A 12,552-nucleotide genomic window follows, 5' to 3' on the forward strand; every position below is an offset into this window, starting at 1 on the left:
GATGGGGTGAACTCGTCGGGCAGCAACGGCACGAGTACGACTCGGAGCGGCGTGGCATCGCGATCCGGACGCCGCTGAAGGAGGTGGGTGGGAAGGTCCACAAAGGAGGCCGGAAGAGTAATGATCATCACGCGGACGGCCGCCAGCGGCCCCCGACGCGGCGGGGGAACTCCCGGCCGAAGAAGGGGCGGACCAAAGCCCCTGCGGGGCCTCGGTTCGTGGCGTTGCCTCCGGGGATCGCGGTGCTCTATGAAGAGCTGATGGACAGCCATGGGATGGGTCGATCTGGACGAGTCGGGAGCGGGGGAGCGGCGTCCGCCGATCCTGTCGACGTTCGCCTTCTATGAGGGACGGGCGCACGCACGCCACCTGGCTGATCGAAGACGGGATCCCGGAGGTCGCCCGGCGGAGGGGATCGCGCGGGTCTACGACCACGTGACGCCGGCGATGGTGAACCAGATCCCGGATGCGCTGGAGGAACGCCGGCTGCGGTCGCTGGCGTCCCTGTAGCCGGGGAAGCGCGCAAAGCTGGTGTCGTGGTTCCCGCACCTGCAGTCGCGCCGGGCCATCGCCGACTGACAGCAAGAAGCCCCGCCCCTCCGAGGAGGGACAGGGCTTCTGACCTGCTAAAACACGTGGTGCGCGATACTGGGATTGAACCAGTGACCTCTTCCGTGTCAGGGAAGCGCTCTCCCGCTGAGCTAATCGCGCGAGGTGGAGACGGGATTCGAACCCGTGTACACGGCTTTGCAGGCCGTTGCCTCGCCTCTCGGCCACTCCACCGTGACAGGCCCGAGAGCCTTCCGAGCGGATGACGGGATTCGAACCCGCGACCCTCACCTTGGCAAGGTGATGCGCTACCAGCTGCGCTACATCCGCACTTCCCGGCTGCGGTTCGGGAGTTTCGGGGCCGTGGCCCTGTCGCTCACCCCGTCGCCGTGGTGTGGGAAAACCATATCGGACCCCGGAAACGGCTCCGACACCGGGGTGTCACTGAGCCGTTGCGAGCCCGTCATCAGGCCAGATCGTGCGGGATCAGGTGCGTGAGCGCGTCGTCGACGTCGACCCACAGGTGCTCGTTGCCCGGGAGGACCACGTCGTACGTCCGGTCGAGGAAGTCGGCCAGCTCCTGGGCGGACGCCTCGAACATGGCGTGCCCGGAGGGCGAGTTCAGCTCGATCAGCACGGACTCGGGGTCCTCGACCGAAGGGCGGATGCGGACGTCCCCGTCACCCGCGTCGGCCAGGAGGCCGTCCGCGAGGAGGTCGCGTGCGTACACCCACTCGACCCAGCCGGCGCGGCCGGTGCGGAAGGCGGCGACGACCGCGTACGGGTCGCGTGTGTCGTAGCGCAGCTCCACCTTGACCGGAACCGCGGGCGTCCGCGGCGCCAGCAGGTCGAAGACCGCCGTCGAGCGGAGCGTCACGTGATCGTTGCGCATCGTCCTACCCTTCGTCTCCCTTCCCGGCCCGGCCCGGCCGAGGGCGTCACCACATGGGACGCATCGGGAGGCCGATTCCGTCGCAGGTGCGCCGCACATCACCCGTACGGGCCCATCAGCCCCCGTTTGCGCCCGTGTTCACCCGCACGGCGCGCGATCGACCGGCGCGCCCGTGTGAGCCCACCTCTCCATACTGCGCGGTTTAGTCGCCGGGCGATAGCACCGTCGCACGGATGTCGAACGTCGTGTCGGGCGGCCCCCGCCGGCCACAACCCCGGCTAGCTCGGGGTTGTTCGTTCCGTACTCGCCGGTAAGCGGAGTGTGGTCGCCCGAGACCACCCATTTGCAGGCGCCCGGAAGTCGTACGCTAGTGTTCTCCCCAACACCGCGAGCGGGCGATTAGCTCAGCGGGAGAGCGCTTCGTTCACACCGAAGAGGTCACTGGTTCGATCCCAGTATCGCCCACGAGTTCGCAGAGAGAGCCCCTGTTCGCCGGACGCGCGAACAGGGGCTCTCTGTCTTGTGGGGGCCGAGCCCCCACGCCTCCGCCGGGGGCGCGCCCCCGGACCCTCGGCCATGGTCGCCTTGTGAGGTTGGCCACCGTTGTGAGGTCGAGCACCGCAAAACGGAGTGAACGATCCGTTCGGGGCGTCCGTATGAGCTGACAAGAGCGGTTCCCGGCCCGGTCGCGCGGGCCGTCCGGAACTGCCTCTGAGAGCTGTCGGCGCGGCAGTCTTCTGTGGAACGAATCGGGCGCGTGACGGTCCGGTGGCCGTCGGCGCGAGCGGGCGTCCGGGTCCACTGTGGACCGGCCGGCCCGCGCAGTGTCCACAGTAGAGCCGCGGGCCCGGTTCGGCCGTTCGGAAGAGCGTGGGTCCACCCGGGTGCGGGTATCGCCCTGTTGACTACGTTCCGTAGTTTTTCCGGGGATACGCGCTATTACGCATCGTCATCGTCTTGTTATCTTGCGGCCATTTTCTGGCGGGAAAGACGCACGGCATGTGGCTGGAAATCCTTGTAACGATGCTGAGAGAGTCGCCGATACCTTGCCGTGTGAAGCCCTCCGTGGGCACAGCGCGAGATCCAGTAGTGGTGACTGTACGAAATCACTTCCGGTAACGCAGCGTGCGTGCGGATCCAAACCCGATCCCTGGTCCCGGGAGGTCAGATGGAAGAGTCGGTGCGGCCGTCGTACACGGTGAGCCAGCCACCGCCGCACATCGACCTCCAGGCCATTCCCCGCCCCGCCCAGCGGGACGACCTGACGGCCGACGCGGCCGCCACGCCGGCCCCCAAGGCACTCCCGGCGGCCTGGGAGGCGAGGTACAGAGCCTGGGTCATCGGCAGCGACGTCTTCATCACGCTGCTGGTGATCGCGATCAGCGCGTTCGTCATCGATCGCGTTGCCCCGCACGACATGCACGCCTTCGGCACCATCCTCGCCATCTTCGTCTCCCTGCCCGCCAGCCGGGCCTGGAGCCCGCGCGTGCTCGGCGAAGGCGCCGAGGAGTACCGCACGCTGGGCCGCGGCTTCATCACCGCGGCCGTCCTGGTCGCCCTCGGCGGCCTGCTGTTCGGCGCCCTCGAGGTCCAGGTCTGGGTGTTCGTCGTCGTCCCGGCCATCGCGCTCGTCGCCTTCCCGCAGCGGTACCTGCTGCGCCAGGTGCTGCACCGCAAGCGCGCCCGGGGACTCTGCCTGCTGCCGGTGATGGCCGCGGGCAGCCCGGAAACCGTCGCCGACCTCATCGCGCGCACCAAGTCCGAGGCCCACGTCGGGTGGCGCGTCGAGGCGGCTTGCACGTTCACGGGCCACGGCGCCGACCGCGACAGCGGCGAGATCGACGGCGTCCCGGTCGTCGGGCGGCTGGAAGAACTGTCCCGCTACGTGCGGCGCGGCGGCTACCGCGTCGTCGCGATCACCGCGGACCAGTACTGGACGCCGAAGCGGTTGCAGCGCCTGGCCTGGGACATGGAGGGCACCGGCGCGGAGATGGTCGTGGCGCCCGTCCTGATGGAGGTCGCGGGACCACGGCTCAACGTCACCGGCGTGCTCGGGATGCCCCTGCTGCGCGTCACGGCCCCGATGTTCACCGGCGGCCGCCGCGTGGTGAAGGAGATCGTGGACCGCGCCGGCTCGGCGTTCCTGCTGACCCTGCTTTCCCCGCTGCTGCTGGTGATCGCGCTGGCGATCAAGCTCAACGACCGCGGCCCGGTGATCTACCGCCAGCGCCGCGTCGGCCGCGACGGCGCGACGTTCACCATGCTCAAGTTCCGCACGATGGTCACGAACGCCGACGAAATCCGGAAAACGCTCGAGCAGGACAACGAGGGCGCGGGCCCGCTGTTCAAGATGAAGCGCGACCCGCGGATCACCCGCGTGGGTGGTTTCCTGCGCCGGTATTCGCTCGACGAGGTGCCCCAGCTGTTCAACGTCGTGGCCGGGAAGATGTCGCTCGTCGGCCCGCGGCCCCCGCTCCCGGAGGAAACGGCGCAGTACGCGCCGGACGCCCGCCGCCGGCTGCTGGTGAAGCCGGGCCTCACCGGGCTCTGGCAGGTGAGCGGCCGCAGCGACCTCACGTGGGCGGAGAGCATCCGGCTCGACCTGCGGTACGTGGAGGACTGGTCGCTGGCGCTCGACCTGGTGATCCTGTGGAAGACGTTCCGCGCGGTGATGGGTGGGCAGGGCGCCTACTGACCCGTCCCTGCCGCGCATCGCGCACCACGGCCGCCGATCCCCGCCGAGGGGGGTCGGCGGCCGTGTTCGCGTTTCGGGGTGCGCGCGGTGCGGCGGGCTCCGGCGGCAACGGGCGGGTTGGGCCTCGCTCGACAGCCCATCGGGCCGCCGAGCCGCCCCTGTTCGCCGCGCGGCCCCTGCTCCCGCCGCGCGGTCGGTACTGCGCCGTTCGCCGAGGTCGTCCGCACCCGGCGAGCCCCGCGCGACCCGGTCGGCTGACTGCCCCTTGCGGGCCGTAACCGCCGGCTCACCCTTGTGATCCACTTCACCGGCGCCGGATGGTTGAACGCGAAATAGTTCAACGCTCAACCTGGTTGGACGGGGTAACCGACCCAACGGAAGGAAGCCAGCCCCATGACCACCTTTGCCGAGCAGACCGAGGCCCTCGAGCTTCCCGCGGACGTCCAGAACCTCCTGTTCCGCGAGGCGCGCACGGCCAACAGTTTCAGCTCCGAGCCGGTGACCGAGGAGCAGGTCCGCGCGATCTACGACCTCGTCAAGTGGGCCCCGACGTCGATGAACACCCAGCCGCTGCGGGCGCTGGTGCTCCGGACCGCCGAGGCGAAGGCCCGCCTGCTGCCCCACATGGCCCCGGGCAACCGGGACAAGACCGAAGCCGCGCCGCTGACCGTCGTGCTCGCCGCGGACGTCGACTTCCATGAGAACATCCCCCAGGTGTTCCCGCACGCCCCGCAGGTGAAGGACAACTTCGCCGACGAGCAGGGCCGCGTCGAGTTCTCCAAGCTGAACTCGCTGCTGCAGGTCGGCTACTTCATCATCGGCGTCCGCGCCGCCGGGCTGGCCGCCGGCCCGATGACCGGCTTCGACGCCCAGGGCGTCGACGACGAGTTCTTCGCGGACAAGAAGTGGCGCTCGCTGGTCGTCGTCAACGTCGGCAAGCCGGGCGAGAACCCCTGGTTCGACCGCCTGCCGCGGCTGGACTTCGAGCAGGTCGTCGAAACCCTCTGACCTCGATCGGACGGGCCGTCTCCGGAACCGGAGGCGGCCCGTCCGGCGTTCCCGCCACGCGCGTGAGGGCCGCGCGGGCCGCCGACTAGCATCGACGGAGTCGTCTTTGTCACTCCAGCTTGAGGAGCCGATCGTGTCCCAGTCGCCCCCCGTTTCCCCCGTGGCCGCCTCCCGTGTGGTGGTACCGGCGGGCACTACGGCGGGCGCGGCGGTCCGCGAAGCCGGCCTGCCGACCAAGGGCGAGGACACCGTGGTCGTCGTGCGCGACGCCGACGGCAAGCTGCGCGACCTCGCCTGGGCTCCCGAGGCCGACGCCGAGGTCGAGCCGGTCGCCGCGAACACCGAGGACGGCCGCAGCGTCATCCGGCACTCGGCGGCGCACGTGCTCGCCCAGGCCGTGCAGCAGCAGTTCCCGGACGCCAAGCTCGGCATCGGGCCGCCGGTGAAGGACGGTTTCTACTACGACTTCGCCGTCGACAAGCCGTTCACCCCCGAGGACCTGCAGGCGCTCGAAAAGCGCATGAAGCAGATCGTGAAGGGCGCCCAGCAGTTCTCGCGGCGCGTTTTCGACTCCGTGGACGAGGCGAAGAAGGAACTGGCGGACGAGCCGTTCAAGCTCGAGCTGGTCGACCTCAAGTCCGAAAAGGACACAGTGGACACCGATGAGGTCATGGAGGTGGGTGAGGGAGAGCTCACCATCTACGACAACCTCGACCCGCGCACCAAGGAACGTGTCTGGAGTGACCTCTGCCGGGGCCCGCACGTGCCGACCACGAAGTTCATCCCGGCGTTCAAGCTGACCCGCGTCGCCGCCGCGTACTGGCGGGGGAGCGAGAAGAACCCGCAGCTGCAGCGGATCTACGGCACGGCGTGGGAGTCGGCCGAGGCGCAGGACGCCTACCTCGAGCGCGTCGCCGAGGCCGAGCGCCGCGACCACCGCAAGCTCGGCGCCGAGCTGGACCTGTTCTCCTTCCCCGAGGAGATCGGCTCCGGCCTGCCGGTGTTCCACCCGAAGGGCGGCATCATCCGCCGCGAGCTGGAGAACTACTCGCGCCGCCGCCACGAGGAGGCCGGCTACGAGTTCGTGAACACGCCGCACATCAGCAAGGGCGAGCTGTTCCACACCTCCGGCCACCTGCCGTACTACGCGGACACGATGTTCCCGCCGGTGCAGTTCGACGAGGAGAACTACTACCTCAAGGCCATGAACTGCCCGATGCACAACCTGATCTTCCGCTCGCGCGGGCGGTCCTACCGCGAGCTGCCGCTGCGGCTGTTCGAGTTCGGTACCGTCTACCGCTACGAGAAGTCGGGTGTCGTGCACGGCCTCACCCGCGTGCGCGGGCTGACGATGGACGACTCGCACATCTACTGCACCAAGGAGCAGATGCCGGGCGAGCTCCGGTCGCTGCTGAAGTTCGTCCTCGACCTGCTCGCCGACTACGGCCTCTCCGACTTCTACCTCGAGCTGTCCACCCGCGGGGACTCCGACAAGTTCATCGGCGAGGACTGGGAGTGGGAGGAGGCCACCGAGACGCTGCGGCAGGCCGCCGTCGACTCCGGCCTCGAGCTGGTCCCGGACCCGGGCGGCGCGGCCTTCTACGGCCCGAAGATCTCAGTGCAGGCCAAGGATGCCATCGGCCGCACGTGGCAGATGTCGACCATCCAGCTCGACTTCAACCAGAACAAGCGGTTCGAGCTCGAGTACACCGCGCCGGACGGCTCGCGCCAGACGCCGGTGATGATCCACCGCGCGCTGTTCGGCTCGATCGAGCGGTTCTTCGGCGTGCTGACCGAGCACTACGCGGGCGCGTTCCCGGCGTGGCTCTCGCCGGTGCAGGTGGTCGGCATCCCGATCACCGCCGACCAGGTCGGGTACCTGCAGGACGTCGAGAAGGCGTTGCGCGCCAAGGGGATCCGCGCCGAGGTCGACGCGAGCGACGACCGGATGCAGAAGAAGATCCGCACGCACACCACGCAGAAGGTGCCGTTCATGCTGCTGGCCGGCGCGAAGGACGTCGAGGCGGGCGCGGTGTCGTTCCGCTTCCGCGACGGCGGCCAGATCAACGGCGTGCCGGTGGAAAAGGCGGTCGAGGCCATCGCGGAGTGGGTCGAGCGCCGCGAAAACGCGTCGCCGTCGGCCGAAGCGCTGGAGACGGTCGTTCGGTGAGCGAAGGTCCCGAACTCGTCGAGCAGCAGGGCATCGGGGTCCAGGACGCGTTCCAGCGCCTCTGGACCCCGCACCGGATGGCCTACATCAAGGGCCAGGACAAGCCGGACGACGACGAGGACACCGGCTGCCCGTTCTGCCGCATCCCGTCCCTGGACGACAAGACGGGCCTGATCGTCGCGCGCGGCGAAGCGGTGTACGCGGTGCTGAACCTGTACCCGTACAACCCGGGGCACCTGATGGTGGTGCCCTACCGGCACGTCGCGGACTACACCGAGCTGACGGTCGAGGAGACGCGCGAGGTCGCCGAGTTCACCCAGCACGCGATGAAGGTGATCCGCGCGGTGTCCGGCGCGCACGGCTTCAACATCGGTCTGAACCAGGGCGTGATCGCGGGCGCGGGCATCGCGGCGCACCTGCACCAGCACCTGGTGCCGCGGTGGGGCGGTGACGCGAACTTCATGCCGATCATCGGCCAGACGAAGGTGCTGCCGCAATTGCTGGGCGAAACGCGGGACCTGCTCTCCGACGCCTGGTGAAACGCTCGGATGCCGTAACGACAAATCCTAATTGAGTGTTCAACCGAGGGTATGATGGGGGTATGTCCGAAACCCGATGGCTCAGCGACGACGAGCAGCGCGTCTGGCGTGAGTTCAACGCGGCCACCCGCATGCTCAGCGCGCACCTCGAAGGCCAGCTGCAGCACGACTCGGGCATGCCGCACACGTATTACGAAGTCCTCGTCGCGCTCTCGGAGGCCGAAGGCCGCCGGCTGCGGATGAGCGAGCTCGCCGACGCGCGCCAGGCGTCGCGCAGCCGGCTCTCGCACGCTGTCGCGCGGCTGGAAGCCAACGGCTGGGTGCGCCGCGAGGCCTGCCCGACCGACAAGCGCGGCGCCTGGGCCGTCCTCACGAACGAAGGCTTCGCCGCGCTCGAAGCGGCCGCGCCCGGGCACGTCGAGGCCGTCCGCGAGAGCCTTTTCGACCCCCTGACGCCCGAGCAGGTCACCGCGCTCGGGGAGATCAGCGCCGCGATCCGGCAGCGCCTCTCGCCGAAGTGCGCCGCCGCGCAGGCCGCCGAAGAGGCGCGCGAGTACCCCGGCGAGGTCGTCGCGCTGCCGAAATCGGGCTGAGCCGGGACGGCGCGTCGGGTTCGCCGAGGCGGGTGGATAGGCTGCATTCGCCCACCCGACCCTCGTAGCCAGGTGCCTCAGACGAACCGATGCTCAATATCTTCGCGCGTGCCTCCGTTTCCCGCGTCACCGATCCGATCGGCCAGGCGCTGGTCCGCGTCGGGCTGACCCCGAACGTGATGACCGTGCTCGGCACCGCCGGCGCGGTCGTCTGCGCCCTGGTCTTCTTCCCCAACGGCTACCTGCTCTGGGGCACCTTCACGGTGTGGGGCTTCGCCATGCTCGACCTCCTCGACGGCGCGATGGCCCGCGCCCGCGGCTACGGCACCCCGTTCGGCGCGGTGCTCGACGCGACCTGCGACCGGCTGGTCGACGGCGCGCTGTTCGCCGCCATCGCCTGGTGGTGCTTCGTCGTCGACGACAACCACCCGGCGGCCGCGGCGGCGCTGCTGTGCCTGGTGCTCGCCCAGGTCATCTCCTACGTCAAGGCCCGCGCCGACGCCTCCGGCCTGCCGGTGGACGGCGGCCTCGTCGAACGCGCCGAGCGGCTGATCATCGCCCTCGTCGGCACCGGCCTGCACGGCTTCGGCATCCCGTACACCGTGGACGTGACGCTCTGGCTGCTCGCCGTGCTGTCGGTCATCACCCTGCTGCAGCGTTTCGCCGCCGTCGCGAAGGCGGCCCGTGAGGCCGCGGCGGGGGAGCAACCGGCATGAGCGCGCTGTCCGAGCGGTTGAGCGCCTTCGGCTACGCGGCCGGGTGGCGGCTGGCCGGCTGGCTGCCGCCCGGGTTCGGCGGGACGGTGTTCTCCCTCGGCGCGGACCTCGCCGTCCGGCGCGACGGCGGGGGCGTGCGGCAGCTGCGCGCCAACCTCGCCCGCGTCGTCCCGCAGGCGGACGAGGTCGAGATGGACGAGCTGACCCGGCGCGCGATGCGCTCGTACGCCCGGTACTGGCACGAGACGTTCCGGCTGCCGTCGATGGACCAGAAGGAGGTCAGCGCCAAGGTCGCGGCCTCCATCACCGGCGTGGAGAACCTCGACGCCGCCCTCGCCGAGGGCAACGGCGCGGTGATGGCGCTGCCGCACAGCGGGAACTGGGACATCGCCGGCGTCTGGCTGGCCGACTACCTCGGCGGGTTCACGACGGTCGCCGAGCGGCTGAAGCCCGAGTCGCTCTACCGCCGGTTCGTCGAGTACCGCGAGTCGCTCGGCTTCGAGATCGTGCCGCTGACCGGCGACAGCTCGGCGATGCGCGTGCTGCTGAAGCGGCTGCGCGAGAACAAGGCCGTCTGCCTGGTCGGCGACCGCGACCTGACCACCAGCGGGATCCCGGTGAAGTTCTTCGGGGAGCAGGCCCGCTTCCCCGGCGGTCCGGCGCGGCTGGCCGCCACGACCGGGGCCGCGCTGATCCCGGCCGGCTGCTGGTTCACCGAGGACGGCTGGCAGATCCGGCTGCACCCGCGCATCCGCGTCACCGCGCGCGCCGAGGTCGCGGCGGCTACCCAGGCGCTGGCCGACATCTTCGCCGGCGACATCGCCGCGCACCCGGCCGACTGGCACATGCTGCAGAAGTTCTGGCCCGCCGACCTCGAGGCCGGCGAGCGGGTCAGCCTCGAAGAAGCGAGCTGAGGCGTGGCCGCGCGCCCGATGCGGATCGGGATCGTCTGCCCCTATTCGTTCGACGTGCCCGGCGGCGTCCAGGGGCACGTCATCGACCTGACGAAGGCGCTGCTCGCCCGCGGGCACCGGGTGTCCGTGCTGGCGCCCGCCGACGAAGACGCCGAGCTCCCGGAGTTCGTGCACCCGGCCGGGAAGGCGCTCGGCATCCGGTACAACGGCTCGGTCGCCCGGCTGCAGTTCGGCCCGGTGTCCTACGCGCGCGTGCGCCGCTGGATCCGCGACGGCGACTTCGACGTCCTGCACCTGCACGAGCCGGCCGCGCCGAGCCTTTCGCTGCTGGCGCTGCTCATCGCCGACGGCCCGATCGTGGCGACGTTCCACACCGCGACCACGCGCTCGCGCACGCTCTCGGCGTTCCAGCCCGTGCTGCGGCCGCTGCTGGAGAAGATCACGGCGCGGATCGCGGTGTCCGCGCTGGCCCGCCGGGTCCAGGTCGAGCACGCGGGCGGCGACGCCGTCGAGATCCCCAACGGCGTCGACGTCGAGTTCTTCTCCTCGGCGACCCCGCTGCCGGGCTACCCGCGGGCGGGTGGCACGGTCGGGTTCGTCGGCCGGTTCGGCGAGCCGCGCAAGGGCATGGGCGTCCTGCTGGAGGCGCTGCGGCGGATCCTGCCGGAGTTCGAAGACCTGCGGCTGGTCGTGGTCGGCCGCGGTGACGAAGACCAGCTGCGCCGCGACGCCGGCCCCGAGCTCGCGCCGCACCTGGAGCTGCTCGGCCAGGCCGACGACTTCGTCAAGGCGCAGGCGCTGCGCAGCGTCGACGTCTACTGCGCGCCCAACACCGGCGGCGAGAGCTTCGGGATGATCCTCACCGAGGCGATGGCGGCCGGGACCCCGGTGCTGGCCAGCGGCCTGGACTCGTTCCGCCGCGTGCTCGACGACGGCCACGCCGGGATGCTCGTCGAGACCGGCGACCCCGCGGCCTTGGCGGACGGGCTGCGCGAGCTGCTCGGCGACCCGGCTCGCCGGGCGTCGCTGGCCGCGGCGGCGGGGGAGCGCGTCACGATGTTCGACTGGTCGGTGGTGGCCACGCAGGTGCTGCGGGTCTACGAGACGGCCGTGGCCGCCGACCCGCGGCGCGTCGCGGCGCCGGAGCGGGAGCCGGCCCGGTGAGCGTGCTCGGCTGGCTGCTCCCGGTGCTGGCGCTGGTCGTCGTGCTGGGCGGGCTCTTCCTGGTGGCGACGGCGAACCGGCTCGACCGGCTGCACGTCCGGATGGACGCCGGCTGGGCCGCCCTCGACGCGGCGCTGGCCCGCCGCGCGGTGGTGGCGCGCGCGGTCGCCGTGGTGCTGGGCGACACCCGGCTGCGGACGTCGGCCGAACGCGCGGAAGCGGCGCCGCGCGTGGAGCGCGAGGCCGAAGAGGGCGACCTGACGCTGCAGCTGAGCCGCGTCGACCGGACGGGGCTGCCGCCGGAGCTGGCCGAGGAGCTGACCGACGCCGAGCACCGGGTGGTGATCGCCCGCCGCGTCCACAACGACGCCGTCCGCGACACGCTGCGCCTGCGGCGGCGGCGGAAGGTGCGCTACTTCCGGCTCGCGGGGACGGCGCCGCTGCCGGAGTACTTCGAGTTCGCCGAGCCGGAGGTCTGACGTGTGGTGGGTGGTCGTCGAGGAGCAGCGCGGCGGCGGGGACGCGCGCGCCTGGAACGTCACGAAGACGAAGCCGGCGGGCGGCGACCGCGCCCACGCCGACGACGTGGCCCGGCGGCTCGCGTTCGACCACCAGCCGGTGCACCCGTCGGCGGTCAAGGAGCGCAAGGTCCTGCGGGTCGGCGACGGCTACCTGGTGATCGCGACCGGCCGGACCGCGACGTTCCACTTCCGCGTGACGCTCGGCGAGACCGTGGCGGCACCGGAATGAGCTGGTGGGTGGTCGTCGAGGAGCAGCGCGGCGCGGGTGACGGCCGGAGCTGGTCGTTGTCCGAGACGTTCTCCTACGACGACCAGGTGACCGCCGAAGCCGAGGCCGAGCGGCTCGCGCGGGAGTACCAGCCGGTCTACCCGTGCTCGCCGAAGTCGCGGAAGGTCCTGCGCGGCGCCGATGGGTACGTGGTGATCGTCGAGGGCCGGACGTCGACGTTCCACTTCCGGCTGAGCGTGCTCGAAGAGATCTGAAACCCGTCACGGCCCGCCCGCGTCGGAGCGGGCATGAGTACGTGGTGGGTGGTCATCGAAGAGCAGGGCGGCATGGGCGACGGCCGGGGCTGGGGCGTCGCCGACGCGGCGGGGTACGCGGACCGCGACACCGCGTTCGGCGAGGCGTACCTGCTCGCGAAGCAGCACCGGCCGCCCCGGCCCGCGTTGCCGCAGAACCGGGTCGTGCTGCGCGTCAGCGACGGGTACCTGGTGCTCGTGAGGGGCAAGACCGACCTGTGGCAGTTCCGCGTGACGGTGGGCGAACAGGGCGGCGGCTGACAGACTGG

14 protein-coding genes and 4 tRNA genes are annotated in these 12,552 nt (G+C 70.8%); 14 read left to right on the forward strand and 4 right to left on the reverse strand.

Annotated features, from left to right (window positions below; genetic code table 11):
* The first annotated feature begins 270 nt into the window (after positions 1 to 270).
* Complete coding sequence (locus ACIRSS_RS48655) at positions 271 to 510, forward strand: hypothetical protein (RefSeq protein ID WP_400908907.1); 240 nt, start codon at positions 271 to 273, stop codon at positions 508 to 510.
* Positions 511 to 636: 126 nt separating this feature from the next.
* On the opposite strand, the gene ACIRSS_RS48660 is transcribed toward ACIRSS_RS48655, so the two are convergent.
* From ACIRSS_RS48660 to ACIRSS_RS48675, 4 genes are all read right to left on the reverse strand, one after another.
* Positions 637 to 711 (reverse strand) — tRNA-Val (locus tag ACIRSS_RS48660).
* Position 712: 1 nt separating this feature from the next.
* Positions 713 to 783: transfer RNA gene (locus tag ACIRSS_RS48665), tRNA-Cys, on the reverse strand.
* A 23-nt stretch (positions 784 to 806) separates the two neighbouring features.
* Positions 807 to 879, reverse strand: a tRNA-Gly gene (locus ACIRSS_RS48670).
* A gap of 136 nt (positions 880 to 1,015) precedes the next feature.
* On the reverse strand, positions 1,016 to 1,441 hold the full coding sequence (locus ACIRSS_RS48675; protein WP_033293569.1) for an SsgA family sporulation/cell division regulator: 426 nt from the start codon (positions 1,439 to 1,441) through the stop codon (positions 1,016 to 1,018).
* A gap of 393 nt (positions 1,442 to 1,834) precedes the next feature.
* Between ACIRSS_RS48675 and ACIRSS_RS48680 the strand changes: the two genes are divergently transcribed.
* The 13 genes from ACIRSS_RS48680 (at position 1,835) to ACIRSS_RS48740 (ending at position 12,544) form a co-directional block, all read left to right on the forward strand.
* Positions 1,835 to 1,906: transfer RNA gene (locus tag ACIRSS_RS48680), tRNA-Val, on the forward strand.
* A 703-nt stretch (positions 1,907 to 2,609) separates the two neighbouring features.
* Positions 2,610 to 4,136: a sugar transferase gene (locus ACIRSS_RS48685; RefSeq protein WP_400908910.1), complete on the forward strand. Its 1,527-nt coding sequence runs from the start codon at positions 2,610 to 2,612 to the stop codon at positions 4,134 to 4,136.
* 393 nt (positions 4,137 to 4,529) lie between these two features.
* Entirely contained in the window at positions 4,530 to 5,144 is a 615-nt protein-coding gene (locus tag ACIRSS_RS48690) for a malonic semialdehyde reductase (protein ID WP_400908912.1), read from the forward strand.
* 133 nt (positions 5,145 to 5,277) lie between these two features.
* The gene (gene thrS, locus ACIRSS_RS48695) at positions 5,278 to 7,314 is read left to right on the forward strand and encodes a threonine--tRNA ligase (RefSeq protein ID WP_400908913.1); all 2,037 of its coding nucleotides are present in this window, start codon (positions 5,278 to 5,280) and stop codon (positions 7,312 to 7,314) included.
* A complete protein-coding gene (locus tag ACIRSS_RS48700; protein WP_400908915.1) occupies positions 7,311 to 7,853 on the forward strand; it encodes an HIT family protein in 543 nt (180 codons plus the stop codon). Before thrS ends, ACIRSS_RS48700 begins: the two co-directional genes overlap by 4 nt.
* Positions 7,854 to 7,915: 62 nt before the next feature.
* Positions 7,916 to 8,446, forward strand: coding sequence for a MarR family winged helix-turn-helix transcriptional regulator (locus ACIRSS_RS48705; RefSeq protein ID WP_400908918.1), 531 nt, complete (start codon positions 7,916 to 7,918; stop codon positions 8,444 to 8,446).
* An 89-nt stretch (positions 8,447 to 8,535) separates the two neighbouring features.
* Positions 8,536 to 9,162: a phosphatidylinositol phosphate synthase gene (gene pgsA, locus ACIRSS_RS48710; RefSeq protein ID WP_400908921.1), complete on the forward strand. Its 627-nt coding sequence runs from the start codon at positions 8,536 to 8,538 to the stop codon at positions 9,160 to 9,162.
* Positions 9,159 to 10,076, forward strand: coding sequence for a phosphatidylinositol mannoside acyltransferase (locus ACIRSS_RS48715; protein WP_400908924.1), 918 nt, complete (start codon positions 9,159 to 9,161; stop codon positions 10,074 to 10,076). The genes pgsA and ACIRSS_RS48715 overlap by 4 nt, the downstream gene beginning before the upstream one ends.
* Before the next feature lie 18 nt (positions 10,077 to 10,094).
* Positions 10,095 to 11,240 (forward strand): glycosyltransferase family 4 protein, encoded by a 1,146-nt coding sequence (locus tag ACIRSS_RS48720; protein WP_400909524.1) that lies wholly within the window; start codon positions 10,095 to 10,097, stop codon positions 11,238 to 11,240.
* On the forward strand, positions 11,237 to 11,719 hold the full coding sequence (locus ACIRSS_RS48725; protein ID WP_400908927.1) for an NUDIX hydrolase: 483 nt from the start codon (positions 11,237 to 11,239) through the stop codon (positions 11,717 to 11,719). Before ACIRSS_RS48720 ends, ACIRSS_RS48725 begins: the two co-directional genes overlap by 4 nt.
* Position 11,720: 1 nt before the next feature.
* Positions 11,721 to 11,990: a hypothetical protein gene (locus ACIRSS_RS48730; protein ID WP_400908930.1), complete on the forward strand. Its 270-nt coding sequence runs from the start codon at positions 11,721 to 11,723 to the stop codon at positions 11,988 to 11,990.
* Positions 11,987 to 12,244: a hypothetical protein gene (locus ACIRSS_RS48735; protein ID WP_400908933.1), complete on the forward strand. Its 258-nt coding sequence runs from the start codon at positions 11,987 to 11,989 to the stop codon at positions 12,242 to 12,244. Before ACIRSS_RS48730 ends, ACIRSS_RS48735 begins: the two co-directional genes overlap by 4 nt.
* Positions 12,245 to 12,277: 33 nt before the next feature.
* Positions 12,278 to 12,544 (forward strand): hypothetical protein, encoded by a 267-nt coding sequence (locus tag ACIRSS_RS48740; RefSeq protein ID WP_400908936.1) that lies wholly within the window; start codon positions 12,278 to 12,280, stop codon positions 12,542 to 12,544.
* Positions 12,545 to 12,552: the final 8 nt, after the last annotated feature.

Origin of the sequence: Amycolatopsis sp. NPDC101161 (assembly GCF_044768185.1) — a bacterium.
GTDB lineage: Bacteria > Actinomycetota > Actinomycetes > Mycobacteriales > Pseudonocardiaceae > Amycolatopsis.

What these genes read in the sequence shown, in the direction of transcription:
- ACIRSS_RS48705 (WP_400908918.1), top strand. Translation starts at nt 7,916, where the DNA reads ATGTCCGAAACCCGATGGCTCAGCGACGACGAGCAGCGCGTCTGGCGT.
- ACIRSS_RS48675 (WP_033293569.1), bottom strand. Translation starts at nt 1,441, where the DNA reads ATGCGCAACGATCACGTGACGCTCCGCTCGACGGCGGTCTTCGACCTG.
- ACIRSS_RS48735 (WP_400908933.1), top strand. Translation starts at nt 11,987, where the DNA reads ATGAGCTGGTGGGTGGTCGTCGAGGAGCAGCGCGGCGCGGGTGACGGC.
- ACIRSS_RS48720 (WP_400909524.1), top strand. Translation starts at nt 10,095, where the DNA reads ATGCGGATCGGGATCGTCTGCCCCTATTCGTTCGACGTGCCCGGCGGC.
- ACIRSS_RS48655 (WP_400908907.1), top strand. Translation starts at nt 271, where the DNA reads ATGGGATGGGTCGATCTGGACGAGTCGGGAGCGGGGGAGCGGCGTCCG.
- pgsA (WP_400908921.1), top strand. Translation starts at nt 8,536, where the DNA reads ATGCTCAATATCTTCGCGCGTGCCTCCGTTTCCCGCGTCACCGATCCG.
- ACIRSS_RS48715 (WP_400908924.1), top strand. Translation starts at nt 9,159, where the DNA reads ATGAGCGCGCTGTCCGAGCGGTTGAGCGCCTTCGGCTACGCGGCCGGG.
- ACIRSS_RS48740 (WP_400908936.1), top strand. Translation starts at nt 12,278, where the DNA reads ATGAGTACGTGGTGGGTGGTCATCGAAGAGCAGGGCGGCATGGGCGAC.
- ACIRSS_RS48690 (WP_400908912.1), top strand. Translation starts at nt 4,530, where the DNA reads ATGACCACCTTTGCCGAGCAGACCGAGGCCCTCGAGCTTCCCGCGGAC.
- ACIRSS_RS48685 (WP_400908910.1), top strand. Translation starts at nt 2,610, where the DNA reads ATGGAAGAGTCGGTGCGGCCGTCGTACACGGTGAGCCAGCCACCGCCG.